General features: G+C 59.4%; 26 protein-coding genes. 14 read left to right on the forward strand and 12 right to left on the reverse strand.

Features of this window, described 5'->3' with window-relative positions:
- Nucleotides 1-196 precede the first annotated feature (196 nt).
- From EDF70_RS01370 to EDF70_RS01380, 3 genes are read right to left on the reverse strand one after another with little or no spacing between them, the layout of a single operon-like run.
- Nucleotides 197-1,516 carry a cytochrome c gene (locus EDF70_RS01370; protein ID WP_132271463.1) on the reverse strand — a complete coding sequence of 440 codons (1,320 nt, stop codon included), beginning with the start codon at nt 1,514-1,516 and terminating at the stop codon, nt 197-199.
- A gap of 11 nt (nt 1,517-1,527) precedes the next feature.
- On the reverse strand, nt 1,528-3,297 hold the full coding sequence (locus EDF70_RS01375) for a GMC family oxidoreductase (protein ID WP_132271464.1): 1,770 nt from the start codon (nt 3,295-3,297) through the stop codon (nt 1,528-1,530).
- Between the two features lie 5 nt (nt 3,298-3,302).
- Nucleotides 3,303-4,007, reverse strand: coding sequence for a gluconate 2-dehydrogenase subunit 3 family protein (locus EDF70_RS01380; RefSeq protein WP_132271465.1), 705 nt, complete (start codon nt 4,005-4,007; stop codon nt 3,303-3,305).
- A 376-nt stretch (nt 4,008-4,383) separates the two neighbouring features.
- On the opposite strand from EDF70_RS01380, the gene EDF70_RS01385 reads away from it, so the two are divergent.
- The 7 genes from EDF70_RS01385 to EDF70_RS01415 all read left to right on the forward strand — a co-directional run bounded on the left by EDF70_RS01385 (nt 4,384) and on the right by EDF70_RS01415 (nt 12,207).
- On the forward strand, nt 4,384-5,748 hold the full coding sequence (locus tag EDF70_RS01385) for a GH1 family beta-glucosidase (RefSeq protein WP_132271466.1): 1,365 nt from the start codon (nt 4,384-4,386) through the stop codon (nt 5,746-5,748).
- Between the two features lie 344 nt (nt 5,749-6,092).
- Entirely contained in the window at nt 6,093-7,124 is a 1,032-nt protein-coding gene (locus EDF70_RS01390) for an ATP-binding cassette domain-containing protein (RefSeq protein ID WP_132272523.1), read from the forward strand.
- Nucleotides 7,114-7,782, forward strand: a complete 669-nt coding sequence (locus EDF70_RS01395; RefSeq protein WP_132271467.1) for a methionine ABC transporter permease — start codon at nt 7,114-7,116, stop codon at nt 7,780-7,782. Before EDF70_RS01390 ends, EDF70_RS01395 begins: the two co-directional genes overlap by 11 nt.
- 21 nt (nt 7,783-7,803) lie before the next feature.
- The gene (locus tag EDF70_RS01400; protein ID WP_132271468.1) at nt 7,804-8,583 is read left to right on the forward strand and encodes a MetQ/NlpA family ABC transporter substrate-binding protein; all 780 of its coding nucleotides are present in this window, start codon (nt 7,804-7,806) and stop codon (nt 8,581-8,583) included.
- A 78-nt stretch (nt 8,584-8,661) separates the two neighbouring features.
- Nucleotides 8,662-9,438, forward strand: a complete 777-nt coding sequence (locus EDF70_RS01405) for a MetQ/NlpA family ABC transporter substrate-binding protein (protein WP_132271469.1) — start codon at nt 8,662-8,664, stop codon at nt 9,436-9,438.
- 142 nt (nt 9,439-9,580) lie between these two features.
- Nucleotides 9,581-11,767 (forward strand): bifunctional diguanylate cyclase/phosphodiesterase, encoded by a 2,187-nt coding sequence (locus EDF70_RS01410; protein WP_132271470.1) that lies wholly within the window; start codon nt 9,581-9,583, stop codon nt 11,765-11,767.
- Nucleotides 11,767-12,207: a hypothetical protein gene (locus EDF70_RS01415; protein WP_132271471.1), complete on the forward strand. Its 441-nt coding sequence runs from the start codon at nt 11,767-11,769 to the stop codon at nt 12,205-12,207. Before EDF70_RS01410 ends, EDF70_RS01415 begins: the two co-directional genes overlap by 1 nt.
- Before the next feature lie 40 nt (nt 12,208-12,247).
- Here EDF70_RS01415 and EDF70_RS01420 read toward each other — a convergent pair whose 3' ends face one another.
- The 5 genes from EDF70_RS01420 to EDF70_RS01440 all read right to left on the reverse strand — a co-directional run bounded on the left by EDF70_RS01420 (nt 12,248) and on the right by EDF70_RS01440 (nt 15,415).
- A complete protein-coding gene (locus EDF70_RS01420) occupies nt 12,248-12,514 on the reverse strand; it encodes a hypothetical protein (protein ID WP_132271472.1) in 267 nt (88 codons plus the stop codon).
- Between the two features lie 191 nt (nt 12,515-12,705).
- The gene (locus EDF70_RS01425; RefSeq protein ID WP_132271473.1) at nt 12,706-13,026 is read right to left on the reverse strand and encodes a low molecular weight protein tyrosine phosphatase family protein; all 321 of its coding nucleotides are present in this window, start codon (nt 13,024-13,026) and stop codon (nt 12,706-12,708) included.
- Nucleotides 13,026-13,970: a rhodanese-related sulfurtransferase gene (locus EDF70_RS01430; protein ID WP_132271474.1), complete on the reverse strand. Its 945-nt coding sequence runs from the start codon at nt 13,968-13,970 to the stop codon at nt 13,026-13,028. The genes EDF70_RS01425 and EDF70_RS01430 overlap by 1 nt, the downstream gene beginning before the upstream one ends.
- A 58-nt stretch (nt 13,971-14,028) precedes the next feature.
- Complete coding sequence (locus EDF70_RS01435; RefSeq protein WP_132271475.1) at nt 14,029-14,940, reverse strand: CHAD domain-containing protein; 912 nt, start codon at nt 14,938-14,940, stop codon at nt 14,029-14,031.
- Nucleotides 14,915-15,415, reverse strand: a complete 501-nt coding sequence (locus EDF70_RS01440) for a CYTH domain-containing protein (RefSeq protein WP_132271476.1) — start codon at nt 15,413-15,415, stop codon at nt 14,915-14,917. The genes EDF70_RS01435 and EDF70_RS01440 overlap by 26 nt, the downstream gene beginning before the upstream one ends.
- Nucleotides 15,416-15,562: 147 nt before the next feature.
- Here EDF70_RS01440 and EDF70_RS01445 point away from each other — a divergent pair, with 147 nt between their 5' ends.
- On the forward strand, nt 15,563-16,201 hold the full coding sequence (locus EDF70_RS01445; RefSeq protein WP_132271477.1) for a 2-dehydro-3-deoxy-phosphogluconate aldolase: 639 nt from the start codon (nt 15,563-15,565) through the stop codon (nt 16,199-16,201).
- 132 nt (nt 16,202-16,333) lie between these two features.
- A complete protein-coding gene (locus EDF70_RS01450) occupies nt 16,334-17,047 on the forward strand; it encodes a tellurite resistance TerB family protein (RefSeq protein WP_132271478.1) in 714 nt (237 codons plus the stop codon).
- A 77-nt stretch (nt 17,048-17,124) separates the two neighbouring features.
- On the opposite strand, the gene EDF70_RS01455 is transcribed toward EDF70_RS01450, so the two are convergent.
- A complete protein-coding gene (locus tag EDF70_RS01455) occupies nt 17,125-18,042 on the reverse strand; it encodes a hypothetical protein (RefSeq protein WP_132271479.1) in 918 nt (305 codons plus the stop codon).
- A gap of 265 nt (nt 18,043-18,307) precedes the next feature.
- On the opposite strand from EDF70_RS01455, the gene EDF70_RS01460 reads away from it, so the two are divergent.
- Together EDF70_RS01460 and EDF70_RS01465 are read left to right on the forward strand one after the other, a co-directional pair.
- Nucleotides 18,308-19,003 (forward strand): GNAT family protein, encoded by a 696-nt coding sequence (locus EDF70_RS01460; RefSeq protein WP_132271480.1) that lies wholly within the window; start codon nt 18,308-18,310, stop codon nt 19,001-19,003.
- Nucleotides 19,000-19,209 carry a hypothetical protein gene (locus EDF70_RS01465; RefSeq protein ID WP_132271481.1) on the forward strand — a complete coding sequence of 70 codons (210 nt, stop codon included), beginning with the start codon at nt 19,000-19,002 and terminating at the stop codon, nt 19,207-19,209. The genes EDF70_RS01460 and EDF70_RS01465 overlap by 4 nt, the downstream gene beginning before the upstream one ends.
- Nucleotides 19,210-19,216: 7 nt before the next feature.
- Here EDF70_RS01465 and EDF70_RS01470 read toward each other — a convergent pair whose 3' ends face one another.
- From EDF70_RS01470 to EDF70_RS01480, 3 genes are all read right to left on the reverse strand, one after another.
- Nucleotides 19,217-20,236, reverse strand: a complete 1,020-nt coding sequence (locus tag EDF70_RS01470; RefSeq protein WP_132271482.1) for a nickel/cobalt transporter — start codon at nt 20,234-20,236, stop codon at nt 19,217-19,219.
- A complete protein-coding gene (locus EDF70_RS01475) occupies nt 20,230-20,874 on the reverse strand; it encodes a DUF1007 family protein (protein WP_132271483.1) in 645 nt (214 codons plus the stop codon). Before EDF70_RS01475 ends, EDF70_RS01470 begins: the two co-directional genes overlap by 7 nt.
- A gap of 108 nt (nt 20,875-20,982) precedes the next feature.
- The gene (locus tag EDF70_RS01480) at nt 20,983-21,879 is read right to left on the reverse strand and encodes a LysR family transcriptional regulator (protein ID WP_132271484.1); all 897 of its coding nucleotides are present in this window, start codon (nt 21,877-21,879) and stop codon (nt 20,983-20,985) included.
- A 617-nt stretch (nt 21,880-22,496) separates the two neighbouring features.
- Here EDF70_RS01480 and odc2 point away from each other — a divergent pair.
- From odc2 to EDF70_RS01495, 3 genes are all read left to right on the forward strand, one after another.
- A complete protein-coding gene (gene odc2 / locus EDF70_RS01485) occupies nt 22,497-23,627 on the forward strand; it encodes an ornithine/lysine decarboxylase (RefSeq protein WP_132271485.1) in 1,131 nt (376 codons plus the stop codon).
- A 125-nt stretch (nt 23,628-23,752) separates the two neighbouring features.
- Nucleotides 23,753-24,325, forward strand: a complete 573-nt coding sequence (locus tag EDF70_RS01490) for an N-acetyltransferase (protein WP_132271486.1) — start codon at nt 23,753-23,755, stop codon at nt 24,323-24,325.
- A gap of 306 nt (nt 24,326-24,631) precedes the next feature.
- Nucleotides 24,632-25,615, forward strand: a complete 984-nt coding sequence (locus EDF70_RS01495) for a purine nucleoside permease (protein ID WP_245519061.1) — start codon at nt 24,632-24,634, stop codon at nt 25,613-25,615.
- Nucleotides 25,616-25,653: the final 38 nt, after the last annotated feature.

Consider the following 25,653-nt stretch of genomic DNA (forward strand, 5'->3'; position numbering starts at 1 on the left):
TGTGTCGAAAGAAGGTATTTTTCGCCTTTTTGTGATCGTTTTTATTATAACTTATCATATTATTTTCGCGTAATTGTTTGATTTTGAAGTGCTAATTAAATTCAGGGTATGCATTTTGAACATGTTCAAAATGGCGTGTTTCGATGAAAAACACGCCATTTTCGCCCCGCCATTGATGGAACGGCGGGGCCTGTTTTCAGTGATGTGCGAGGTCGCGGACGGCCTTCACATCGGCCGCCGAAACAGCCGCTGCCTTGTTGGTCCAGCCTTCACGCAGGAAGGTGGCAAGGGCTGCGATTTCTTCGTCCGACAGTCGCTGGTCGTAACCCTGCATGCGCATCTTCATCGGACGGTCTGCCGTGGAGGGCAGTTCCGCGCCGTGCAGGATGACGCTGATCAGGCCCTTCGGCGACTTCGCGGTGACGAGCGAGTTGCCGTCGAGTTCCGGGAAGGTTTCGCCTGCACCCTTGCCGGTGACGAAATGGCAGCCACCGCAATTGTCGAGATAGAGACGGGGGCCGAGCGGCATATCCGCTTTGGCTTCCGTCAGCATCTTCTGGGTTTCGGTGACGACCGGTGAAGCCGGAGCCGCCGCCGCATTCTCGCCGCCGGTGCCGATCTTCTTGAGGTAGGCGGCAATCGCCATGTTGTCCTCTTTGGTCATGTACTGGAGCGAGTCACGCACGACGAGCATCATTTCGCCGGTTGCCGTCGAATGGGCGTTACGGGCCGTCGAGAGGTAGGCTGCCGTCTGCTCGGTCGTCCACTTCTGCGGGCCGCTTTCCGGACCACGAAGGTCAGGTGCGGTATAACCGTCGATTTCGCCGCCGGTCAGGAAAGCCTTCGACGTTTCGTCGATGCCGTCCTGTGCCATGAACAGGTTGCGCGGGCTGTGGCAGGCGGCGCAGTGTGCGGCGCCTTCTACCAGATATTTGCCGCGGTTGAACTGTTCGTCCTGGCCGGCGTTCGGCTTGAAGCCGGGCGCGTAGCTGGCGGCAAGCCAGTTCCAGGCTCTGAGACCGAAGCGCATGTTGAACGGGAAGGCGAGCTTGGTTTCCTCGACCTTGTTGGAGACCGGCTGAACCTCATGCATGAAGTAGTCGTAGAGGGCGACGATGTCCTCCTCCGACATCTTGCGGTAGTTCTCGTACGGCATGGCCGGGTAGAGATGCGTACCGTTCGGGGTCACGCCATCGTAAAGGGCTGCGCGAAAATCATCGAGCGACCAGTTGCCGATGCCGGTTTCCTTGTCGGGCGTGATGTTGGTGGTCCAGATCGTGCCCATCGGGCTCTGGATGGCACGGCCGCCCGCAAAAGGCTTGCCGCCTTCGTTGGTGTGGCAGGCCATGCAGTCGCCGGCGCGCATGACATATTCACCCTGACCCTTGGCCGGCTTGAAGTCGGCAGCCAACTGGGTGGCCGGGCCGGTGCGCTGCACCGGCACGAAGATGAAGGCGGCAAGGGCAACAAGGCCCAGAACGACGAGGACGCCGAGAACGCGAATAAGCTTTTTCATCGTTTCTCTCCTCACACCAGCGGACGCGGATTGGGCAGGTAATCCTTGCGGATGGCGTTGACGGCCCAATAGGCGAGGCCGCCGACCATGCCGGTCGGGTTGTACTGCGTGTTCTGCGGGAAGGTGTTGGCACCCATGACGAACAGGTTATGGCAATCCCAGGACTGCAGATAACGGTTCAGAACCGAGGTCTTCGGATCGTCGCCGGTGACCGTGCCGCCCGTGTTGTGGGTGGTCTGGTAAGGACGGACGTCGAACATGGCGCCTTCCTTCTTGAAACCTTCCTGCAACGTCGTCGGGTTCATCGACTTGGCGATCGGTTCCATTTTCTGCTTCATGAACTGCGTCTGGCGGATTTCGTTCGGATGCCAGTTGTAGGTCATGCGCAGCATCGGACGGCCGTGGCGGTCCTTGTAGGTCGGGTCGAGGTCGAGATAGTGACCACGATAGGACATGACAGAGCCGTGGGCGCCGATGTTCATCGCATGGCCGTACCACTCGCCGATGCCCTTCTTCCAGCCAGCGCCCCAGCTCGGGGTGCCGGAAGGCAGCGGCATGGTGTGGCCGGGCTGACCGTTCGTCTGGCCCGCACGCCAGTAGGCGCCGCCGACAAAACCTTCCTTGGCGAAGTCGATATTGTCGATACCGAAATCGTCGATGCAGAAGCCGTTGGCGCCGGTGCCGATGAACGGGTTGAAGTCCTCGTCCTTGAAGAACAGCGTGTAGCCACCGGTGATCTGGTAGGCGTAGTTACGGCCGACGACACCTTCATTGGTGTTGGGGTCGTAAGGCTGGCCGATACCCGAAACGAGCATCAGGTGGACATTGTTCAGCGCAAAGGCGGTCAGGATGACCAGATCGGCCGGCTGGAAAACCTCTTCGCCGGTCTTGTGGTCAAAGTACGTGACGCCGGTGACTGTCTTGCCGTCGGTCGACTTTTCGACGCGCAGCACTTCCGAATTGACGCGGTATTCAAAGTTCTTCTTGCGCTTCAGGGCGTCGATGATCGCCGTCTGCGGGGAAGATTTCGAATAGTTGTAGCAGCCGTAACGCTCGCAGAAACCACAGTGGTTACACGGGCCCATCTGCATGTTGTATTCGTTGACATAGTCCTTGGAGGCAATGCCGCCCGGCGATGGGAACGGGTGATAGCCTGCTGCCTTGGCGGCGTCGCGGAATTTCACGCCATCCCAGGTAGAAGGCATGGCCGGCATCGGATATTCATCCGAACGCGGTGCTTCGAACGGGTTGCCGCCCTCGATGATCTTGCCGTTGACATTGCCGGCGGTGCCGGAAATGCCGGCGACTTTTTCGAAGCGGTCGAAATGCGGCTCGAGCTCGTCATAGGTCATCGGATAGTCCTGGATCGTCATGTCTTCCGTCATGACGCCTGCGCCGAACTTTTCGGTCACGTAGGACTTCAGGCGATATTCCGACTGCATCGGACGCCAGTTCAAACCGTTCCAGTGGGTACCGGCGCCACCGACACCGGTGCCGAGCAGGAAGGTGCCGAGGCTGCGATAGGGCAGGGCCTCTTCGTCCAGCGAACGGCGGATGGTCACCGTCGTGTTGGCCGGCTTTTCCATCATGCCGTAACGGATGCCGTATTTCAGCTCGTCAATCATGTTGGGATACTGGAAGTCCGGAACGGTCGCCTGATCGTGACCGCGCTCCAGCGCCAGAACATCGAGGCCTTCATTGGCAAGCTCGATGCCCATGATCGCGCCGGTCCAGCCGAAGCCGACGAGGACGACGTCTTTTTTCTTTTCTGTCCGTGCCATGGTGCTTAACCCCTTTCGCCGGAAATGGAGACGGGGCCGAGCGGATATTTCACGTTATGCTTGCCGACCCATTCCCTGTAGGAGCCACGGGCGCCCGGGAAGCCGATATATTTCCACGCCGCCATGCCATGGTTGCCGCCATACATCGGGTCGGAGAAATAACCTTCCTTGGTGTTGGCCAGCAGGATGCCGAAAAATTCGCGCAGTTCCGGCTTGATCTTCATCTCGTCCTTCTGGAGCGAGGTGAGCGCCTTGTCCTGGGTTTCCGCATCAAGCTCGGCAAAGATCTTGCCGTGGGTGGTCTTGCACCAGTCGTCGAACAGGGGGATCGCCTGCTGGTAGATTTCCAGCGGTGCCAAGGGTGTCTGCCAGCCGCGCAGCGGGCTTGCTGCAGGCTGGTAGGGGCCAACCATGTACCAGTCGGAAGCCTTGCCGTAATCGCCGGCGAGCTGCTTGTCGATGAAGACCGGGACACGCGTCTCGATCGCGCCGGGGCCTTCGCCGTCCGACGGGATCAGTCTTGCTACCGCTGCCATCACGAAAGCCCACTCACTGGGCTTGAGACAGTCCGGTTTGTACTCGGTGAGCGCCACCGGTTCGGGTTTGACTTCGGCCTTGGCGGGAACCGCCGCAATGCCTGCAATGGCTGCGCTCGCTGCCGATGCCTTCAGGAAGGTTCGGCGCGATGGCAAGCCCGGAACGTCTCTCATTTTTTGCTCCTTCGTCCGCTGGAAATGCCTTGCGCGGCGCGTCGGGAGGGGCGCGTCATTTTAGCGCAGGAGGCAATCTGACGCTGCGGCTCTACGCCGCAGTTTGATGAAGGGCAAGTTAGCTGTGGTTGAAATTGATGTATTTACATCTATTGGCAGGTAAACTTTTGCGCATATTCAAAAAACGGTGCAAACTGTGTGCTTATCTGGTGCATCCGTTGGAAGTTTTGCTCTTTTTTCGCGAAATAAGATGCCGGTCCGTGGCTTTCGGAACGACTCTTGCCTGTCGCGGGAAAATTGCCGTTCTTTCCCTGTACAAGCCGCTGCCGTTTGCCTAGATCGCCGATATCTTCCCATAAGAAACAGGTGCGTTCCCATGACCGACCCCAAGCAGCTTGCCGCGCGGTTTCCCAAGGACTTTCTGTTCGGCGTCGCCACTGCCGCCTTCCAGATCGAAGGTGCGGCGAAGGAAGATGGTCGAAAGCCATCGATCTGGGACGCTTTCTGCAACATGCCGGGGCGCGTGTACGAGCGCCATAATGGCGATGTCGCCTGCGATCACTATCATCGTTTCGAAGAGGATCTCGATCTCATCAAGGATATGGGCGTCGAGGCCTACCGCTTCTCCATCGCCTGGCCGCGCATCATTCCGGAAGGGTCTGGGCGCATCAACGAGAAGGGGCTCGATTTCTACGACCGCCTGCTGGACGGTTTGAAGGCGCGCGGCATCAAGGCTTACGCGACGCTCTACCATTGGGACCTGCCGCTTTCGCTGATGGGGCAGGGCGGCTGGACGGCGCGCTCGACCGCTTACGAATTCCAGCGTTACGCCAAGGTGGTGATGGCGCGTCTCGGTGATCGCATGGATGCGGTGGCGACCTTCAACGAACCGTGGTGCTCGGTCTGGCTTTCGCATCTCTATGGCGTGCATGCGCCGGGTGAGCGCAACATGGAGGCGGCGCTGGCCGCCATGCACACCACCAATCTTGCGCATGGTCTTGCGGTTCAGGCAATCCGCCACGTCACGCCAAAAATGCCGGTCGGGCTGGTGCTGAATGCCCAATCGATCTTGCCGGGATCCGACAGCGCTGAAGATGCCGCCGCCGTCGAGCGTGCCTTCGATTTCCACAATGGCGCGTTTTTCGGCCCGGTGTTCAAGGGGGAATACCCGGCCTCGCTTCTTGAGGCGCTGGGCGACCGTATGCCGCCGGTGGAAGAGGGGGATCTCGCGGTCATCAGCCAGAAGCTCGACTGGTGGGGCCTGAATTATTACACGCCCGCCCGCGTTTTCGCCGACACGACCGAAGGGGCAGCCTATCCTGCGACTCAGCCGGCATCCTTCATCAGCGAACAGACCACCGATATCGGCTGGGAAATCTATGCGCCGGCGATGAAGTCTCTCGTCGAGGATCTTTATCGCCGCTACGACCTGCCCGACTGCTATGTCACCGAAAACGGCGCCTGCGACAATACCGAACTGGTCGATGGCAAGATCGAGGACGACATGCGCCTCGATTATTACGCCGACCATCTGGGCGTGGTCGCCGATCTGGTGAAGGCCGGGTATCCGATGAAGGGCTATTTCGCCTGGAGCCTGATGGACAATTTCGAGTGGGCGGAAGGCTATCGCATGCGGTTTGGTCTGGTTTATGTGGATTACGCCACGCAGACGCGGACTATCAAGAAAAGCGGCAGCTGGTATAGCGCGCTCGCCTCGAATTTCGGTTCGTCAAACGAATAGGCGTCGCCTGAGCAAAGAGGGAAGATTATTTCCTGCCGCACTGCACAAACGGAAAACCATCCCTGTGCAGGGATCAGCGCTGACGGCATAAGTTTCGGTCAAGAGAGGTGCAAAAGCCTCGCTCACAACCGCCCGAACCGAAAGCCGTCAAAATGCTTCCCGTCTGTGTCCGTCTTCGAATGTGCTGCCTGATTGGCTAAAACGTGCACAAGCGGTTATAGAGCCGCCAGTTCAAGAAGACCAACACCCGAGAGTAAGACATGACAATCCAACAAGCGGTGGCTAGAGGTTCAGGCCGCAGCGCGCCAGAGGCCGATCGGTCGGCCGGCACGCAGCCCGCGCCGATGGTTGCCTTCGAAGGCATCGGAAAGCGTTTTGGCCCGGCCGGTGACGGCGGTTTCACGGCACTTGCGGATATCGACCTCACCGTCGCACGCGGCGCCATCACCGGCATTATCGGCCGCTCCGGCGCCGGCAAATCCACCCTCATCCGCCTCGTCAACGGGCTGGAAAAGGCAACGACCGGCAAAGTCGTGGTCGATGGCGTGGAGGTCGGTGGTCTCGGCGAAGACGGTTTGCGCGGTTTGCGTCGCCAGATCGGCATGATTTTCCAGCATTTCAACCTGCTATCGTCGCGCACCGCGTTCGACAATGTGGCGCTGCCGCTGGAAATCGCCGGTATCGATAAAAAGGCGATCAAGGCCAAGGTCGGGCCGCTGCTCGATCTCGTCGGTCTTGGCGACAAGGCGGGCCGTTATCCGTCCGAGCTTTCGGGTGGTCAGAAACAGCGTGTCGGCATTGCCCGCGCGCTGGCGACCGATCCAAAACTGCTGCTTTCCGACGAAGCCACATCGGCGCTCGACCCGGAAACCACGCAGTCGATCCTCGAGCTTCTGAAGCGCATCAATGCCGAGCTGAACCTCACGGTTCTGCTGATCACCCACGAAATGGAAGTGGTAAAAACCATTGCCAGCCACGTGGCGGTGATTGATGCCGGCCGTATCGTCGAAGCCGGTCGTACATTCGATGTCTACGCCAATCCGCAACACGAAACGACGCGCACGCTGCTGGCTTCGGCCCTGCACCTGCCGGAATGGCTGCGCAACAGCATCAAGCAGGTTCCCTCCGAGGGGGATCGTGTTCTGGTGCGTCTGGTGTTTTTTGGCGAAACCGCCTTCAAGCCGTTGACGGCTCGTCTGGTGTCCGAGCTGGGGTCGGACGTCAACATTCTGGCCGGTGGCATCGAGGAGATCGGCGGCGAGCCTTTTGGTTCGCTGGTCGTCTCCTATTCCGCCGATCCGGCCGTCGTTGCCCGCGCCAATCAATTTTATGCCGAGACCGGCCTGACCACGGAGGTGCTCGGTTATGTCGCTTGATATGCTTATCAGCCTGATGTCGAAATCGCTGGGCCAGACCCTGCAGATGGTGGCGATTGCCGGCCTGCTCGGCTCGCTGATCGGTCTGCCGATCGGCATTTTCCTTGCCACCAGCGGCAAGGGCGAACTGTTCCCGGCACCGGTCGTCAACCGCATTCTCGGCCTGATCGTCAATGCCGCGCGCTCGACGCCTTTCATCATCATGGTCGTGGCGATCATTCCGTTCACCCGTTTTGTCACCGGCACCTCGATCGGCACCAATGCGGCGATCGTGCCCCTGACCATTGCGACGATCCCGTTTTTTGCCCGTCTGGTGGAAGCTGCGATCCGCGAGATCGACAAGGGTCTGGTCGAGGCCGCGCGTGCCATGGGTGCCACGCCGATGCAGATCGTCTTCAAGGTTCTGCTCGCCGAAGCGCGTCCTTCGCTGATGGCGGCGCTCACCATGACCATGGTCAGCCTGATCGGCTATTCCGCCATGGTTGGCGCGGTCGGCGGCGGTGGCCTGGGCGATCTCGGCATCCGCTACGGTTACCAGCGTTTCATGCCGGAAATGATGCTCGCCGTCGTCGTGGTGCTGATCGTGCTGGTGCAGCTTGTGCAGAGCGCCGGTGACGCGCTGGCGCGCAGTTTCGACAAACGCAATCGCAAGAACTGAATTTTCAAGAGGGGTAAGATCATGAAGAAACTGATTGTCGCGGCCACGTTCGCCGCTCTCTTTTCCACCGGTGCGGCTTTGGCCGAAACCAAGAAGGTTGGCGTCACGCCCGGCCCGCATGCGCAGCTGGTCGAAAAGGTCAAGGAAGTCGCGGCGAAGAAGGGCCTCGACCTCGATATCGTCGAGTTCTCCGATTACGTCGTGCCCAATCAGGCACTGGCTGATGGCGATCTCGACATCAACTCCTTCCAGCACAAGCCTTATCTCGACAATCAGGTGAAGGAGCGCGGGCTGGATCTCGTCAACGTTGCCCAGTCGGTGAATTTCCCGATGGCCGGTTATTCCAAGAAGATCAAGGCGTTGTCCGAACTGAAGGACGGCGCGTCCGTTGCCATCCCGAACGACCCGAGCAATGGCGCCCGCGCGCTGCTGCTGCTCGCCGACCAGAAGCTGATCACGCTGAAGGACGGTATCGGTGTGAAGGCTTCGGTTGCCGATATCACCGGCAACCCTAAGAACCTCAACATCACCGAACTGGATGCCGCCCAGCTGCCGCGTTCGCTCGATGACGTCGATCTTGCCGCCATCACCACCAATTATGCGCTTGCCGCCGGCCTCAACCCGAAGTCGGACGGCATTTTCCAGGAAAGCACCAAGGCGCCTTACGTCGGCATCATCGCCGTGCGCGCCAAGGACAAGGATGCCGCCTGGGTAAAGACCTTCGTCGAGAGCTATCACAGCCCGGAAGTGAAGGCGTTTATCGAGGAAAAATTCAAGGGCGCCATCACGCCCACCTGGTAACGGGCAGACCAATTGCGCCGCCTCTCTCCCAAGCGGCGGCGCCATGAGAATCAAACAAAAAACGTGAGGAAACATCCAATGAAGAAGCTTATCATTGCCGCAACGCTCGCAGTTCTCGCTGCCGGCTCTGCTCTTGCCGAAGACATCAAGGTCGGCGTATCGGCCGGCGAACATGCCAAGATCATGGAAAAGGTCAAGGAAGTCGCCAAGACCAAGGGCCTCAACATCGATATCATCGAGTTTTCCGATTATGTCGTGCCGAACCAGGCGCTGAACGACGGCGATATCCAGGCCAACTCGTTCCAGCACCAGCCTTACCTCGACAACCAGATTGCCGACCGCAAGTTCGATCTGGTCAGCATCGGCAAGACCATCACCACCCCGATGGGCGTCTATTCCAAGAAGGTGAAGAGCCTCGACGAACTGAAGGAAGGTTCGACCGTCGCCATCCCGAACGACCCGACCAATGGCGGCCGCGCGCTGCTGGTTCTGGCTTCCAAGGGCCTGATCAAATTCAAGGACGATGCCGGCATCAAGGTCACGCCTGCCGATATCATCGAGAACACCAAGAAGATCGAGTTTGCCGAAATCGACGCCGCCCAGCTGCCGCGTTCGCTCGATGACGTCGATGCCGCCGTCATCAACACCAACTACGCCATGGAAGCGGGCCTCAACCCGAAGAAGGATGCCATCGCCATCGAAGGTGAAAAGTCGCCTTACGCCAACGTCATCGTTGTTCGCACCGCCGACAAGGATGCATCCTGGGCCAAGACGCTGGTGGAATCCTACCATGATGAAAGCATCCGCAAGTTCATCAATGATGAATACAAGGGCGCTCTGATCGCTTCCTGGTAAGTCCGGGCAAGTATTCCACGATAATAAAGGGCGGTTCGGCTTTGTCGGGCCGCCTTTTTCGTCGGCGGGGTTTGCGCCCGCGATTTCGCCGCGATAAATAAAATTTGAACCTTCGCAACGTATCTTGGGTTCGGGGGAAAATATGCGGGTTCTATCTTCGCGTCCGAAGCAGTCATCTGCCGCACAGCGCCGGTCGCTTGTGCGCTCGCTGCTTGTCATCTTCGCGGCTGTCATGGTGATCGTCACCAGCATGGTGCTGACCGCGCTCGACCGTGTCGGCGATCACGCCAACCGGCTGGATGACGAACGCTCGCGTGAAACCACGATCGGCGCGCTGCAGACCTTTCGCAACCATCTCGGCGCCACGTTGAACGATTATGCCGCCTGGGATGATGCCAACCGTTACGTTTACGCCGCCGACGGCATGGACTGGGTGGTCAGCAATTTCGGCGACATGACCGCCAACAACAATCTTTTCGATGCAGCCATTCTGCTTGATGCGCAGGGCCGCGCCTTGATGACCTATGAGGCGGGTACCGCGGCGGACTGGACCACCGAGCGCTATTTCGATGCGTCGTTTCCGCTGCTGTTCGACAGCGTGCGCAATTCGGCCGCCGAGGCAACGCCGGAGGCCAATGCCTTTATCCGCACCGAGCGCGGCATCGCCGCCGTCGCCATCGGTCTGGTGCGCCAGAAGAGCGGCCACATCGACCACGAACCGGCCGCGCGTCGTTACCTCGTGTTGCTGCGGCATCTGCATGATAACGATATCAAGGGGATGGCGAGGACCTATGTGGTCAGCGGTCTGCGGCCTGTCGCTGCCGGCGAAAATCCTGCCCATCACGTCGAGATCCACGATGGCAATGGCCAGCCGATCGGCTCACTGACCTGGACATCGCGTCTGCCGGGTTATGCCAGTCTCGCCCAGGTGCAGCCGCTGGTTCTCGGCGCGATCGCCATGGTGGCGATCTATTTCATTCTTCTCTTCGTCAGCGGCTCACGGCTGCTGCGGCAGATCAAGGCGGAGGAGGCGGCGGCGGTGGAACTGTCGCGGCTCGATCCGCTCAGCGGGCTTGCCAACCGATTTGGCCTGTTCGCGAACCTGCGCGAACTGGTTTCTCAGGCCGAAAGCAGCAATGACGACGTTCTTCTGCTTTACCTCGATCTCGACGGGTTCAAGGAAGTCAACGATGCCTATGGCCATGGTACCGGCGACAACCTCATTCGTGGCGTGTCTGCCGGCCTCTCGGCGCTGATCGGCGGGCAGGCGACCATTGCCCGCGTCGGCGGCGACGAATTCGCCATCGCCATGAACACCCGCGCTCAGGAAGCGGTGGTGCCGGAACTGTGCGAGCGCATTCTCGGCTTTTTCGGCGAGCCTTTCGTGATCGGCGAGCGTGTCGCCGTGGTCGGTACCAGCATCGGCGTTGCCGTTTCGGCGCGTGGCACGGTATCGGGTGACGAATTGCTGCGGCGGGCTGATATGGCGATGTACCGTTCCAAGGAGGCCGGTCGAGGCCGCTGGACCGTTTATACGCCGTGCATGGATGCCGAGCGCGAAGAGCGTAACCAGCTGGAAATCGACCTGCGCAAGGCGATCGAGAACAGCGAGATCGGTGTCGTTTATCAGCCGGTCGTCGATGCGCGTGACGGGCGGATGGTGTCGGTGGAGGCGCTCGCCCGCTGGAACCGGCCGGGACATGGTCCCGTCAGCCCGGAAATCTTCATCGGTGTTGCCGAACAGACCGGCATGATCGATCAGTTGGGCCTCAGTGTTTTGCGCATTGCCTGCCGGGCCGTGCGGCAATGGCCGGACCTGCGGCTGGCGGTCAATATCTCGCCCGGCCAGTTCCGCGATCCTGCCTTTGCCTGCCATGTTGCGACGACGTTCAGCGATATCGGCGTTGATCCCAACCGCATCACGCTGGAAATGACCGAGAGCTATTTCATCCGCAATCCGGCCCGTGCATTGGCTGCGATCAACAGTTTGAAGGCGATCGGCGTCAAAATCGCGCTCGACGACTTTGGTTCGGGTTTTTCCAGCGTCGGGTATCTGCGCCAGTTCGGTTTCGACCGCATGAAGATCGACCAGTCGCTGGTGGCGACGGTGTCGGAAGGCGGCAGCGCCGTCGATCTCTTGCAGGCCACGGTGGCACTGGCGCGCGCGCTCGACATTCCGGTGACGGCGGAAGGCGTGGAGACCGAGGATCAGGCCAAGATATTGCGGCTGAGCGGTTGCGACGAGCTGCAGGGGTATTTCTTCGGCAGACCGATGGCGGGGGATGCGATCGGGCGGATGCTGCGGGAGCAGCGGGAGGTTGGACGCTGATGCCTGCCGGTTCAGCAAGAAATGCCATCGTCTCATTGATCTTCTGTCTCTCGGCGATGATTGCTGTCGCATCTGCATTGGGTTTTGCGATCTATTCCGGCTTTTTTGCCGGGTCTACCGAGACACTTTTTCGATGCAGCGAGCTGTTTTCATCCGGTGGTGATGACGAAGTCGCAATGCTCTTTTCGATCGTTGTCGTTCCGTCCATTCTCTGGCGGTTATTCCGCTGGAACCGAGAGATCTCGAATGGCGAGGTGGTGGCTTTTTTTGCTCTGAGTATCGGTGCACTGGCGCTGATGGTGATGAGCCTGGAATGTGGTGAGTTTTTCTTTACTGCATTCGGCGTTGGCGATCGGTATTTGCAGGTTTTTTGTGTTTTCAGCGTGGTCGCCGCGGGTGCTTTGATCGCTCAGAAAGTGGTTGGGGCAGCCAAGCAATAGATGGCAGGCGGTCGATCTGTTTCAGCCTTACGATGCAGGATCAGGGCGCGATGTTGGTTTGTTGCTGCTGCTGGAAGCTGTGCAACTGGTTCCTGATTTGCGTCATCTGATCACCGACAAGCCACCATAACATGCTGGCAAACAGCACGATGACAATCCCGGTGCCAAACGTCACACCTTCGAAGCGGGAAATCTTGCTTCTGACTTTGTCGAGCCGATCGTCCAGCCTGCCGATATCGGTGATGACGCGATCCGTTTTCGTCGCAACCGAAGACAGTTCGCGCTGAATCTCCATCAGCGACTGCATGATCTGCTCGTTGAGCGGGTGAGTTGGGTTATCCTTGGCTGGCTGACTGGGACGCTGTGCACTCATCTTGCTTCACCTATCGCAATCCGACGCGTTACAGAGCTTGGAATGCGACTATGTGTTCAAAGACAGATGCCTGCAACCCGTCTTTTTGAGGGGCGGATAGCACGAACTTTTCCGTCCCCGCACCCTCACAAATACCGCCCCACCTTCGCCTTCAAAAGCTCGACGAGGGCCGGCTCCATGAACTGGTAATTGTCGGGAATATCGAGGCAGATCAGCTTGGCATTTTTCATTGCCGCACGGTAGCGCGTTTGCAGTTTCGTGCGGTGCGTCCGTTCCATCACAAAAATGATGTCCGCCCACTCAACCAGTTCTGACGAGAGCGGGTTTTCCGCGTCATTGTTGGTGCCGGCCGAGGCGGTTTCCACGCCCGGCCAGTCGGAAAACACCTGTTCGGCCGTGGGGCTGCGCAGCTTGTTCTGGCTGCAGACGAACAGGACGTTTTTCATCAGCCGCCGATATGTTTCTGGCCACGCTTCTTGGCGAGCGCGATCTGCAACTGGCGCTGACGGTAACGCAGGCGGTCTTCTTCCGTGCGGCTGTCGTAGCAGCTGGAGCAGGACACGCCTTCCTCGTATTTTTCCGAGGTCACTTCCTCCGCGGTGATCGGGTTACGGCAGGCGTGGCAGAGCTTGTGATTGCCTTCCTTCAGGCCGTGTTCGACGGAGACGCGCTCGTCAAATACGAAACAGGCGCCTTCCCACAGGCTTTCTTCCTGCGGCACTTCCTCGAGATATTTCAGGATGCCGCCCTTGAGGTGATAAACTTCCTCAAAACCCTCTTCCTTCATGAAGGCCGTCGCCTTCTCGCAGCGGATGCCGCCGGTGCAATACATGGCGATTTTTGGCTTGTTGTGCAGGCCGGTATTGTTGCGCACCCAGTCCGGAAACTCGCGAAACGTCTTGGTGTTCGGATCGACCGCGCCCTTGAAAATGCCGATCGCCGTTTCATAGTCGTTGCGGGTGTCGATCAGGATGGTTTCCGGATCGGAGATCAGCGCGTTCCAGTCCTTTGGATCGACATAGGTGCCGACGATGCGGTTGGGGTCGATATCCTCGACGCCCATGGTCACGATCTCTTTCTTGAGCTTCACCTTCATGCGCACGAACGGCATTTTCGACGCCCGGCTTTCCTTGTGCTCCAGCGCCGCAAACTCGGACATGGCGCGCAGATGCGCAAGCAGCTTTGTGATGCCCGCATCCGTTCCGGCCACCGTGCCGTTGATCCCCTCACGCGCGATCAGAAGCGTGCCCTTGATGCCGTTTTCATCGCAAAAAGCCTGCAGCGGCTTTTGCACGCTTTCAAAGCGCTCGAAGCGGGCGAAATGATACAGGGCAGCCACGAGAAATGCGCCCGTGGCTTCAGGGCGTGGGAGGGTCTGGTTTTCGGTCATGCGGCACGAAATACAACCTTGGCCGCGCTTTCGCAACGGCCTATCTTCCGACAATCGATCAGGATTTTGCCGCCGCCTGCCAGAGCAGGGTTATGATCCGGCTTTCCTGTTCGCCATCGTCAGCAAACACGGCGTCGGCGACCTCAAGCGCCTGGCTGCGCAGCATCTGCTGCTTGGCGATGACGGCGCCCAGAAGCCGTGCCATCGTGTCGCCATTGCCGAAAAGCTCCGGCTGTTCGTTGATTAGCTGCGTCAGTACAGAAAGATCGTGCTCATGGCCGAGGATTTCGACCAGATATTTGGCATCGTCATGCTTGGCGCGCATCGCAGATGGCCAGAGGTCCCCCAGCAGTGACAGATGCATCCAGTAGGTTTGGCCGGCCTTGCGCAACTCGTGAAAAACGTCGGCTTCCGGGTGGGCGTGGCAGGCGGCGAGCGCCGATGCTGCAGCGTCACGTTGCTTGCGCCAAGCCTTGCCGAGACATTTTGCTGCTTTGCCGGCACTGTCGCCCAGATCGAGTGTCGGGAGCGCATCGATGGCCGCGTGGCACTGTCCGATCGCGTTGGTGATCTTGTCGTCAAGATCGGTTTCATCAGCCACGATCCGGTCACGTCGTGCGATCAGTGCGTTGGAGGCGAAGGTGAGGGCGGCGATTTCTTCGGCCGAGATCGCGGCACTCACCAGATATTCGGTGGTCTCGACCAGTGCCGTGGCATCGCGGGCGGCGGACAGGGTATGTGCGATGTCACGGATGCGGGCATTTTCGACTTTGCGAAAAGCCTTCGCATCCGGTTCGATCAGCCGATAAAGCGCGCGCACCCGCTTGAAACGCTTGCGGGCATCGTGAATGGCCTTGTGCTGCCCGTCCGGTTTTTCTTCCAGAAGAGCAATCGCCTTGTTCAGCTGCTTTTCGGTGACGCGCCGGATTTCCCCGGCAAATGGCTCAGAGGGGCGGATTCGATAGGCCATGGCCCAACTCCGCGCTCAGGTTCTCGTTGGTCGCCATCGACATGTTGGAATAACGTTTATCGCCGGTCACTTCGCGGCCTAGCCATGCGGGCAGTTCGGGCTGGTCTTCGGTGGACTGCATCTCCACCTCGGCGACGATGAGGCCGTGATAGAAACCGGCAAATTCGTCCACTTCAAAGGTGAAGCCGCGATATTCCACCCGGTGCCGTGTCTTTTCCAGCACGATGCCGATCGCCGCCTGCATCAGTTCTTCCGCGTCGGCGACCGGGATGTCGTATTCGAATTCGTCGCGCACCAGAAGATCGCGACCGATCTTGATGGTCAGGCGGGCGCTTGCGCCATCAATGATGCGCACGCGGATCGAGCGATCGTCGCCGGTTGCGACATAGGCCTGCAGGAATGCGCTGGTCGCGTTGACGCCAGCCTTCCAGCCGTCATTTGCCACCAGAAACTTGCGTTCGATTTCCTTGGCCATGAATACCCCGTTCGTTGACAGCAAACCTATGGCAATGCGACACTTTCGACCAGCCCCGCATTGTGTCGCAATGGCATTTTCCCTCGACATCAACCATCGCGAGGCGTATTCGAAAACACACTTTAATCGTTTCAAACGGATAAGATGATGAGCGGTAAGACAGAGAAAGTCCTTTCCATCCTCAAGCTGCAGCCGGTCGTTCCGGTGCTGATCGTGGACGACGCGAAATCTGCGGTCGGTCTTGCCAGGGCGCTTGTCGCGGGTGGTCTGCGCGCCATCGAGATCACGCTGCGCACGCCGGCAGCGCTCGACGCCATCAAGGCCGTTGCCGATGAAGTGGAAGGCGCCAATGTCGGTGCCGGAACCATCATGAATTCCAGGGATTACGAAGCTGCCGTCAAGGCCGGCTCGACCTTCATCGTTTCGCCGGGCATCGCGCCGAGCATTCTTGCTGCCGCAAACGATTCTCCGGTTCCGCTGCTTCCCGGCACGGCAACGCCGAGCGAAGTGATGACGCTGCGCGAAGCCGGTTATGACGTGATGAAGTTCTTCCCCGCCGAACAGGCCGGGGGCGCTGCCATGCTGAAGGCGTGGTCCTCGCCGCTCGCCGGCACGTTCTTCTGCCCGACCGGCGGCATTTCGCTGAAGAACGCCAAGGATTATCTGGCGCTGCCGAACGTCGTCTGCGTCGGCGGCTCGTGGGTCGCGCCGAAGGAGCTGGTTGCCGCCGGTGATTGGGCCGGCATCACCAAGCTTGCCTCGGAAGCCTTTGCGCTGAAGGCCTGAGCCTCGGTTATTCGGTCGATTTCGATGTGGCGGTCGCTCCTGCTTCCGCCACATGACATTTTCGTCATCCTTTTTGATTTTGCCGCGACAATCCCTATCTCCGGGTCAGTGTTTCACGATCAGGAGATTTGAATGTTCGACGCCAAGAAGCTTCTAGACCAGTTCCTCGGTTCGCAGCTGCCGGGCCTTTCGGGAAGCGTCCGTGACAAGGCCGGCCAGTTCGGTGGCATTGCGAAGAACAATCCCCTGAAGTCCGCCGGCATCGCCGCCGCCATCCTCGGCACCAAGACCGGCCGCAAGCTGGCCGGCAATGTCGCCACGATTGGTGGTATCGCCGCCGTCGCAGGCCTCGGTTACCTTGCCTACAAGAATTATCAGTCGGGTCAGTCGCCGCAGGCCGCTCCGCAGCCGACCCCGGCTGGCAACCAGCCGATCGCACTGCCGCCGCCGGATAGCGCCTTCAGCCTGGAATCGCCGCAACTGACCAATGATTTTGCCCTGACGCTGATCCGCGCCATGATCGCCGCCGCCAAGGCTGACGGCCATATCGATGCGGCTGAACGTGCCAACATCATGGAAAAGGTGCACGAGGTTGATCTCGGCTCAGAGGCCGAAGCCTTTATCCGCAACGAGCTGGCAAACCCGGTCGATATCGACGAGCTGGTCGCTGCCGCCCGTACAGAGGAACAGAAGGTCGAGCTTTACACCGCGACCCGACTGACCATCGAGCCGGATACGCGCGCCGAGCGAGGTTATCTTGACTTGCTCGCCGGTCGTCTCGGCCTGCCGGATGCATTGCTCGATCATATCGATGCGACCGTTTCGGCGGCCAAGGTTCAGGCGTGAACCGCCTGAAATTCCAGACATAAAAAAGGCCTCCCGCAGATGATGCGGGAGGCCTTTTTCGTTTGGGGTGACAAAGCTTACAGTTTGATTTCGAGCTTCAGCGAATAGTTCGAAAAATCCTGAAACGCGCCGGGGTTCTTCAAGGTGGAGGCCGGCAGCGAGGTCGGCGGACGGTTGTCCGGACGCCACGAGGCGGTCAGCGTCATATCCTTGTTGATGTTCCAGGCCAGGTCGAGTTCGCTTGTCTTGGCGCCACTATTGTTCGCATGGCGTGCCGAGGCAGAAAAGTCGCCGTAACCGGCGCCCGCCCGGTAACCCATCTGGCTGCCATTGCCGTTGCGATCCATGCCCACGAAACCCGTGAACGCACCGTTGCGGCCTTTTATGTCGTAAGACTGCTTGGTCACGCGGTGGTTGAAATCGCTTTCGACGCTGGCGCTGACATCGATGTATTTGTTGGGATTGTTGGCGGCCGGGTCATCGGCGACGCGGAAACCGAAATCGTAGACAATCTTCTTGTCGCCGACATAAACGCCGGCGCGCGGGTTGGTGCCATTGGTCTTTGCGCCAAGCACGCCTGAGCTTTTTGCATCTGGCATGAGGCGGCGTTCGGAATTTTTCAGAAGGCCTGCCAGGATTTTTTGCTGCGCCGTGCTCGGTGCTTTCGGCTTGCCGTCAATATCGAACGCGCCCATCATCGTGCGATACGCGCCATTGATGCGGCTGTTGACGGCAAAGATCGTCGTTCCGTCGTCCGTAATGCCGGCCACGCCTTCGTAATGCGAGCCCTTCAGGCTATATTTACCGCCGCACTGGAACTGGCTGTTCAGGTAGCTGTCATCGGCGGAAGAACCATCAAAGGTCAGGCCTGTTGCTGTCGCCCCCGGACCGCAGCCACTGAGGACAGGATTGACGTTGAGATTGATTTCACGGAAGCCCTGAGGCGCTTTCGACTGCTGCTTTGTCGTCTGTGCCGCAAGCTTCGCCGCCTGCATTTGTGCTCCTGGTCCCATCGTGTTTCCCGTCCGTTTCTGTTGATTGGATTGGCGAAAAAATCTTTCGTGAGCGCCGCACGGTCGTTGCCGCCGACGAAGGTGACAAAAAATTGTCTTTCTACAACGGTGCGCAAATTAGGTTTCTGTCCCCGTTTGTCCACCCCAAAACGACCCGGGAAAATACCCTGAATTGGCCGGCCAAGCTTTGTCGTTGCCTTTGCCCGGAGCCTCGCTTAGCTTCGAAAAATCAATTGCAGAGGCATTCATGCGCGATCTTTCCAGCTACAAGCCTGCCGCTCCGGCACCCGTCACCCTCAAGGGCCGTTTCGTGGCCCTCGAACCTTATGAACGGGCAAAACATCTGGCGGATCTCTGGGATGCGCTGGGCGGAGCGGATGCCATCAACGAGCTGATCCGCTATTTTCCGAACGACCATTACGACACACCGGAAGCCTTTGGTGCATGGCTGGACAATGTCCGCGACAATTCCGGTTTCGTGACGCTGGTGGCGCGTGAAAACACGAGCGGTAAGGTGGTCGGCATGGCGAGCTATATGCGGCCGGACCCGAAAAACGGCGTGGTAGAGGTGGGATCGGTGGCCCATGGCGCGGCGATGAAACGTTCGCCGATGTCGACAGAGCTGCATTACCTGATGGCGAAACACGTGTTCGAGGATCTCGATTACCGCCGTTACGAATGGAAATGCCACAACGAAAACGAGCCGAGCAAGGTGACGGCCAAGCGTTACGGTTTTTCCTTCGAAGGCGTCTTTCGCCAGCATCTGATTTCGCGTGGCGAAAACCGCGATACCGCCTGGTTCTCGATGATCGACAGCGAATGGCCGGTGATCGGCAAGGCCTTCGAAGCCTGGCTTTCGCCCGACAATTTCGACACGGATGGCAAGCAGAAGCGCAAGCTCGAAGATCTTCGCGCCGAAATCGCCGGGACACCCGACGCATGACCCCGGAAGCGAAATCACAGGCGCTAGCCGCCGCCCTCATTCTCGGCGGCGCGGGCGTCGTCATCTATTTTCTGCCGTCGCTGGTGCTGTGGATCGGCAATTATTCGCCGGTGCTGGCGGTGATTGTCGGCGCCGTCCTGATCCTCGGGTTTTTCTGGATTTTCTGGCTGCGGGCGCGGTATCAGCGGCGACGGGACGGGAAATAATCGAGCGTCACGCCTGCAGCGAGGCGCCGAGCAGCGACAGGCCCATCAGCATCAGGAAAATGGCGGCGATGATCTCGACGCTGATCGTGATCTTTTCCGCACGGTTGGAGCCTGCGCCGGCAAACCGGACTGCGATATCCTTGGCCGTGACGGCGAGCGTTGCGAGGATCGAGACGGTGATGGCGGTGCCGATCGACATGGCGAGCACCGACAGCGCGCCGCCGAGATAAAGTCCGTTCAGCAGCGAAAACGTCATCACCAGAATGGCGCCGGAGCAGGGACGCATGCCGACAGCCAGGATGGCCGACCATGCCTCGTGCAGGCTGAAATCCTTCCCTCCCATGGCGGTCGCATCTGGCATGTGCATCTGGCCGCAATCGACGCAGACATTCCCGGGCTCTAGATCGGAATGGTCATGCACTTCGACGGCTTCGAAGCGCAGGCCGGTCGGGCCGGTCGGGGCCGCCATGCTGAGACCCTTGAGCGCGGCGGGGCGACGCAACGACCAGAGTTTTCGCGTCAGCAGCCATGCGCCGAACAGCGCAATCATGGCAAAACTTGCGACTTCCATCACCCATGTGGCGCGCGTCAGCGTGATGCCTGTGCCGCGTAGGGCGAAATAGGCGACGATGACAAGCAGGATGGCAGCGAAGCCCTGCAACAGGGCGGATACGAAGGAGATCGCCATGCCGCGTTTCAGCGCGGTTTCATTGGCGATCATGTAGGACGAAATCACCGCCTTGCCGTGGCCGGGGCCGGCGGCGTGGAAAACACCGTAGGCGAAGGACAGGCCGATCAGGCCCGACAACGCCCAGGGGTCTTCACGCATCGCCTTCAGCGCGTTGGTCAGCGCCCGGTAAAACGTCTGCTGGTGCTCATTGATCCATCGAAAAAAACCGCCAAGTGGTCCGCCGATGGAAAAACTGGGTTCGGCCGAACCGACGCCGAGCGGCGATTGTGCATGGGCGACGGTGGCCAGCAGCAGCGTGCCGACAATAATGAGCGCGAGGCGTCGCAGGCTCAGCATGTCACCTCCATGCGGGTTGCGAACAGTTTGGTCATGTCGGTGCCGGTCGGATCGTTGAAGAAGGCGTCGGTCAGCGTGTCCTTGTTGGAGGCGATCACCTCGTCGGGATCGGGACGCACGACGGCATGTTTGCAGGCGGCAAAACCCTTGCCTTCGACCTTGAGATCGTTGTCGGTCGGAAAGTTGACGGCGGTGTACATCGACGGGTCGTAGATGCCGAAGGCGAGCTTGCCCTTGAGCGGCACCGGTTTCGATGGCTTGACCGCGAAGATCACGAGGATCTGGCCGTGCTGCCATGACACGTGGATGATGCCCGGCTTGGTGACCGGCACATCCTTGCCATCGACAGAGATCGTCGTGAAATAATGAAAATCTTCCATCGAGGCGCGCATGGTCTCGCCGAGTTCGGCCAGTTCCTGATTGTCGAGCTTCAGGTCGGAATTCTTGTCGAAATCGAGCAGCACACTGGAGGAAAACACTTCGTCGAACCGCCAGACATTGCGCAGCTCGGCGAGATTGCCGTCATCGCCGGCGATCACTTCCAGCCGCGCATCGAGAAAGATGTGCGGATGCGCCAGGGCGGGCAGGGGCAGGGCGCAGAGTGCCGCGGCAGCGATGATAGAACGAAGATATTTCATGGATGCGTTTCTTTGCCCTGTAACCGATATGCGGAAGTGACCCGCAAATAAGACGGAATTTCGGCTCCCTGATGACAGTGTCGTCAGGGGCGCGACATTCGGCTCCGATCACTCACCCTTGTTGCGGAACCATGCGGTAAGAAAATCCACAAAACTGCGCACCTTGGCCGGCAGGTAACGGCGGTGAGGATAGACCGCATATATGCCGCGGTCCTTGACGATATAGTCGTCGAACAGCGTCACCAGCGCGCCGGACTGGATATACGGCAGCACGATGAAATCCGGCACGATGGCAGCACCGATGCCGGCCAGAGCCGCGCGCAAGGTTGCCTGCGGGCTGTTGACCTCGATGGGGCCTGCGACTGGCACCGACAGCGCACCGCCATTCGGGTCCTGAAAGCGGATATTGTTGTGCGAGCGGGTGTTGGTATCGACGATAAAGGGTTTGCCGGTGAGGTCGCTCGGGTGATCGAACGGGCCGTAGCGGGCTACGAAATCCGGCGTGGCAACAGCATAAACCCGGAAATCCGACAGTTTTCGCGCAATCAGGCCGGAATCTTCCAGCTTGGTGATTCGGATGGCGAGATCGAAACTTTCCTCGATCAGATCGACAAAGCGGTCTTCCGCGACGATCTCCAGCGCAATTTCCGGATTGGCGGCGGCGAAATCGATCAGCGACTGGCCGACCGGCGCATCGATGAAGGTGCGCGGCACCGAGACGCGAATGCGGCCTTTCAGATCGGCATTGTTCTCGCGCACGAGGTCGGCGAGGTTGTCGATCTCTTTCAGGATATCGGCGGCGGTGCGGAAATAGGTGTGTCCCGCCTCCGTCAGCGAGAACTGGCGGGTCGTACGATTGAGCAAAAGCGCGCCAAGATCGTCTTCCAGTTCACGTACATATTTCGACAGAAGCGCCTTGGAACGGCCGGTTCGGCGGGCAGCGGCGGAAAACCCCTCCGCCTCGACCACGTCGATGAAGGCGCGCATACGGGTCAGTGTATCCATCGAAGTGTTTGCTCCGGTTCGCAAATTGGCTTTCGAAGCCAGAAAGACGTCAGTCGCGCCGGAAACACAAGGGGCGCTTTTCCGTAAGCCTGTCTAATTCCGCCCCATTCCTCGTGCAAATTCCGCTTGCCTGCGTCGTGTTAAGATTTTTGGCCAAGGTACAAAAAACCGCTTGATTATGACGGCGAATATTCTTATCTCCCGGCTTGCCCAAAGTCGCACGTGCCCATGGGTGTCCGCCGACCCTCGAATTGAGATTTATCTCTAAGGTGAGGTCATCGGTAAGGTACCTGGAACTAACCCCTCCAGTCGCTATTCCGGCCAACCGGGAAATGCGAGGACGCCTGAAGCAACGACGGTGCGGGCCTTTTAAGTCTCTGCATGCTTTCCATCAGCATGCAATTCTGTAGAGGCACACCTGAATTGCCGGAAGTGCGGTAGGGACAACCCTCCAATCAATGGCAGACAAAGCGGATCAAAGCTCTTGGCAGGGCGTTGGTCCATCGATCGCGCGTTTGAGCGTGCAAGGCAGCGGTGTCTCCAAAAACCGCTGCTGCCGCATCCTCATCCGTCCTTTGTCCTCTTGCCGGAGCGTGGTGCTCCAGAGGGTTTGAACGATGACTGCACGTATCCTCGACTTCCTCCGTACCGAGCGTCCCGAAGGCCCTTGCCTCGTTGTCGACCTCGACGTCGTGCGCGACAATTTCAAGGCTTTCCGCCACGCGCTGCCGGACAGCTCGATCTACTATGCCGTCAAGGCTAACCCGGAACCAAAGATCCTCGAACTGCTCGCCTCCATGGGCTCGAGCTTCGATTGCGCTTCGGTTGCCGAAATCCAGATGGCTCTTGCCGCCGGCGCAACCGCTGACCGCATCTCCTTCGGCAACACGATCAAGAAGGAACGCGACGTTGCTCGCGCTCATCAGCTCGGCGTTGGCCTGTTCGCCGTCGACAGCCACGAGGAAGTCGAAAAGATCGCTCGTGCCGCTCCCGGCGCAAAAGTGTTCTGCCGCGTCCTGACCGATGGTGAAGGGGCCGAATGGCCGCTGTCGCGCAAGTTCGGCTGCGTACCGCAGATGGCCGTCGACGTTCTCGTCTATGCTCACCAGCTGGGTCTGGAAAGCTACGGCGTTTCGTTCCATGTCGGTTCGCAGATGACCAAGGTCGATGCCTGGGATTCGGCTCTGGCCGATGCCAAGCGCGTCTTCTCGTCGCTCGCCAAGCAGGGCATCGTCCTGCAGATGGTCAACATGGGCGGCGGTTTCCCGACCAAGTACCTGCGCGACGTCCCGAAGGCCGAGGAATACGGCCAGGCGATCTCCGCTTCGCTGCGCAAGCACTTTGGCAACAACCTGCCGAAGACGATCATCGAGCCGGGTCGCGGCATGGTCGGCAATGCTGGCGTCATCAAGGCGGAAGTCGTTCTCGTCTCGCGCAAGTCGGACAATGACAACCATCGCTGGGTTTTTCTCGACATCGGCAAGTTCGGCGGTCTCGCTGAAACCATGGACGAGGCGATCCGTTACCCGATCCGCACCACGCGCGATCAGGACCAGATGGAGCCTTGCGTTCTCGCCGGCCCGACCTGCGATTCGGCTGACGTCATGTACGAAAAGAACATGTATCCGCTGCCGCTCACGCTCTCGATCGGCGACGAAGTTCTGATCGAAGGCACCGGCGCCTACACGACGACCTATTCGGCGGTTGCCTTCAACGGTTTTGACCCGCTCAAGGCCTACGTCATCTAAAGACTTTTAGCCTTGCGTCCCTGACGCGAAAACAGTTCGCGGTTCCCGATCCTCCAGGCGGGGGCCGCAAATCCACAATGATCCGAAGACACCATTTGAAATGGTTTTGAGTGCGGGAGGCCAAGATGGCCGCTGTTCTTGATTCTGTACGCGCATTCCTTGCGCCGAAATCCAAATCCTTCACGATCGCCGCTGAAAATGCGGCCGATATCGTGGCCCGCGAAAACCTGCTTGATCGCGCCATGGGCACCGATCGCCGCAAGAAGTCGTCGGAAAAGATCCGCAACAACCGTCTGCCGGCCGAAGGCCTGGCGCTGGTTGCCCGCGATACGAGCGGCCATGTCATCGGCACGGTGCGTCTGTGGAACATCGAGGCCGGCGTTGCCGCCGATGGTACGCCGGTCGATGCGCTGCTGCTTGGCCCGCTCGCCGTCGATCCGGCCCGCGAAGGCAAGGGTATTGGTGCAGCACTGATGCGTGCCGCCATCTCGGAAGCCGGCAAGCGTGGCCATGGCGCCATCATCCTTGTCGGTGATGCGCCCTATTACCAGAAATTCGGCTTCCTGGCCGAAAAGACCCGGCATCTTGTCATGCCCGGCCCCTGCGATCGCGCCCGTTTTCTGGCGCTGGAGCTGAAGGCCGGCTGGCTGGATGATGCCGCTGGCATGATCGTGGCGAGTGGACGCAAGCTGGCCTGACACGTGTCACAGTGAAGACCGGCGGTGTTCAGCCTTTCGGGCTTCGCGCATGGTGACATGAGACAGGGAAGCCGGTGTGGCGGCACATCCTTCGAAAGAGGGGGGCTTCTCAGCTTTGCGTATCTCCGATCCTGCCCGACCCCGTCTCCTGAAAGGGAGGCGGGGTGTTTTGTTTTGGCGCTTGACCCTGCTCCTGATGATCGATTGAAAAGATCTGACCCATCCTCGGGTTCAATTTTTTCAAAATCATAAGAGGGGTTCATGCGTATTCCTGCATTTTTCACCACATCCGTTTTTGCCGCTTCGATGACATTGGCGGCGCTGCCGGTCGCGGCGGCCGAGCCGATTGCGCCAAAGGTCATGGTCATCACCATGTTCGGTGGCGAAGCGAAGCCGTGGCTGACCGGGCGCAAGCTGGAGACCAAGGTCGCGGTTCCGGGCCTTTCCAAGGAATATCCCGAAATTGCCTGCGATGCGGCCGGGCTCTGCGTCATGACGACCGCCATGGGGTTTGCCAATGCTGCAAGTTCGGTTTCGGCGCTGGTCTATAGCCAAAAATTCGATCTGAAGGACACCTATTTTCTGATTGCTGGCATTGCCGGTGTCGATCCGAGCGATGGTACGCTGGGGTCCGCGCATTGGGCACGGTATGTGATCGACGGTGGCCTGCGTCACGAAATCGACCCGCGCCAGGTGCCGGCAGAATGGCCGAATGGCGTTGTGGCGCTGGGTGCAAAAAAGCCCGGCGAAAAGGCCAGCTGGGGTTCGGGCACCGAAGTTTACCAGCTGAACGAGCCGCTGCTGCAGAGGGCGTTTGCGCTGAGCAAGGATACCGAGCTTTCCGACAACGACGATTCGAAGGCCTATCGTGCCGCCTACAAAAAGGGTGAGCCGGGTAGTGCAGCACCCATCGTCAGCATTTGCGATACGCTGTCCACCGACACCTATTGGCACGGCACCAAGATCGCCGAGGGCATGGGTGACTGGGTATCGCTGATGACCGAGGGCAAGGGCAATTACTGCACGACGCAGATGGAAGACAATGCCACGCTGACGGCCTTGAAGCGCGGTGGCGATGCCGGGCTTCTGCAATTCCACCGCATTGCGGTTCTGCGCACCGCGTCGAATTTCGACCGTGAGCCGGAAGACAAGACGGCGGCCGAATCGCTGAGTGCCAAGTCCGGCGGTTTCATGCCATCCACCGTCAATGCCTACCGGGTGGGTTCCAAGTTTGCCGATGCCGTCATTGCCGATTGGTCTGTCTGGCAGAAGGGCGTTCCCGCCAACTGATCATGTCCGCAAGCAGCGCCGACTGTGACTTTTTAGCC

It is taken from the genome of Neorhizobium sp. JUb45 (genome assembly GCF_004343585.1).
Taxonomy (GTDB): Bacteria; Pseudomonadota; Alphaproteobacteria; order Rhizobiales; family Rhizobiaceae; genus Neorhizobium.

What these genes read in the sequence shown, in the direction of transcription:
- EDF70_RS01370 (WP_132271463.1), bottom strand. Translation starts at nt 1,516, where the DNA reads ATGAAAAAGCTTATTCGCGTTCTCGGCGTCCTCGTCGTTCTGGGCCTT.
- EDF70_RS01375 (WP_132271464.1), bottom strand. Translation starts at nt 3,297, where the DNA reads ATGGCACGGACAGAAAAGAAAAAAGACGTCGTCCTCGTCGGCTTCGGC.
- EDF70_RS01380 (WP_132271465.1), bottom strand. Translation starts at nt 4,007, where the DNA reads ATGAGAGACGTTCCGGGCTTGCCATCGCGCCGAACCTTCCTGAAGGCA.
- EDF70_RS01385 (WP_132271466.1), top strand. Translation starts at nt 4,384, where the DNA reads ATGACCGACCCCAAGCAGCTTGCCGCGCGGTTTCCCAAGGACTTTCTG.
- EDF70_RS01390 (WP_132272523.1), top strand. Translation starts at nt 6,093, where the DNA reads ATGGTTGCCTTCGAAGGCATCGGAAAGCGTTTTGGCCCGGCCGGTGAC.
- EDF70_RS01395 (WP_132271467.1), top strand. Translation starts at nt 7,114, where the DNA reads ATGTCGCTTGATATGCTTATCAGCCTGATGTCGAAATCGCTGGGCCAG.
- EDF70_RS01400 (WP_132271468.1), top strand. Translation starts at nt 7,804, where the DNA reads ATGAAGAAACTGATTGTCGCGGCCACGTTCGCCGCTCTCTTTTCCACC.
- EDF70_RS01405 (WP_132271469.1), top strand. Translation starts at nt 8,662, where the DNA reads ATGAAGAAGCTTATCATTGCCGCAACGCTCGCAGTTCTCGCTGCCGGC.
- EDF70_RS01410 (WP_132271470.1), top strand. Translation starts at nt 9,581, where the DNA reads ATGCGGGTTCTATCTTCGCGTCCGAAGCAGTCATCTGCCGCACAGCGC.
- EDF70_RS01415 (WP_132271471.1), top strand. Translation starts at nt 11,767, where the DNA reads ATGCCTGCCGGTTCAGCAAGAAATGCCATCGTCTCATTGATCTTCTGT.
- EDF70_RS01420 (WP_132271472.1), bottom strand. Translation starts at nt 12,514, where the DNA reads ATGCAGTCGCTGATGGAGATTCAGCGCGAACTGTCTTCGGTTGCGACG.
- EDF70_RS01425 (WP_132271473.1), bottom strand. Translation starts at nt 13,026, where the DNA reads ATGAAAAACGTCCTGTTCGTCTGCAGCCAGAACAAGCTGCGCAGCCCC.
- EDF70_RS01430 (WP_132271474.1), bottom strand. Translation starts at nt 13,970, where the DNA reads ATGACCGAAAACCAGACCCTCCCACGCCCTGAAGCCACGGGCGCATTT.
- EDF70_RS01435 (WP_132271475.1), bottom strand. Translation starts at nt 14,940, where the DNA reads ATGGCCTATCGAATCCGCCCCTCTGAGCCATTTGCCGGGGAAATCCGG.
- EDF70_RS01440 (WP_132271476.1), bottom strand. Translation starts at nt 15,415, where the DNA reads ATGGCCAAGGAAATCGAACGCAAGTTTCTGGTGGCAAATGACGGCTGG.
- EDF70_RS01445 (WP_132271477.1), top strand. Translation starts at nt 15,563, where the DNA reads ATGAGCGGTAAGACAGAGAAAGTCCTTTCCATCCTCAAGCTGCAGCCG.
- EDF70_RS01450 (WP_132271478.1), top strand. Translation starts at nt 16,334, where the DNA reads ATGTTCGACGCCAAGAAGCTTCTAGACCAGTTCCTCGGTTCGCAGCTG.
- EDF70_RS01455 (WP_132271479.1), bottom strand. Translation starts at nt 18,042, where the DNA reads ATGCAGGCGGCGAAGCTTGCGGCACAGACGACAAAGCAGCAGTCGAAA.
- EDF70_RS01460 (WP_132271480.1), top strand. Translation starts at nt 18,308, where the DNA reads ATGCGCGATCTTTCCAGCTACAAGCCTGCCGCTCCGGCACCCGTCACC.
- EDF70_RS01465 (WP_132271481.1), top strand. Translation starts at nt 19,000, where the DNA reads ATGACCCCGGAAGCGAAATCACAGGCGCTAGCCGCCGCCCTCATTCTC.
- EDF70_RS01470 (WP_132271482.1), bottom strand. Translation starts at nt 20,236, where the DNA reads ATGCTGAGCCTGCGACGCCTCGCGCTCATTATTGTCGGCACGCTGCTG.
- EDF70_RS01475 (WP_132271483.1), bottom strand. Translation starts at nt 20,874, where the DNA reads ATGAAATATCTTCGTTCTATCATCGCTGCCGCGGCACTCTGCGCCCTG.
- EDF70_RS01480 (WP_132271484.1), bottom strand. Translation starts at nt 21,879, where the DNA reads ATGGATACACTGACCCGTATGCGCGCCTTCATCGACGTGGTCGAGGCG.
- odc2 (WP_132271485.1), top strand. Translation starts at nt 22,497, where the DNA reads ATGACTGCACGTATCCTCGACTTCCTCCGTACCGAGCGTCCCGAAGGC.
- EDF70_RS01490 (WP_132271486.1), top strand. Translation starts at nt 23,753, where the DNA reads ATGGCCGCTGTTCTTGATTCTGTACGCGCATTCCTTGCGCCGAAATCC.
- EDF70_RS01495 (WP_245519061.1), top strand. Translation starts at nt 24,632, where the DNA reads ATGACATTGGCGGCGCTGCCGGTCGCGGCGGCCGAGCCGATTGCGCCA.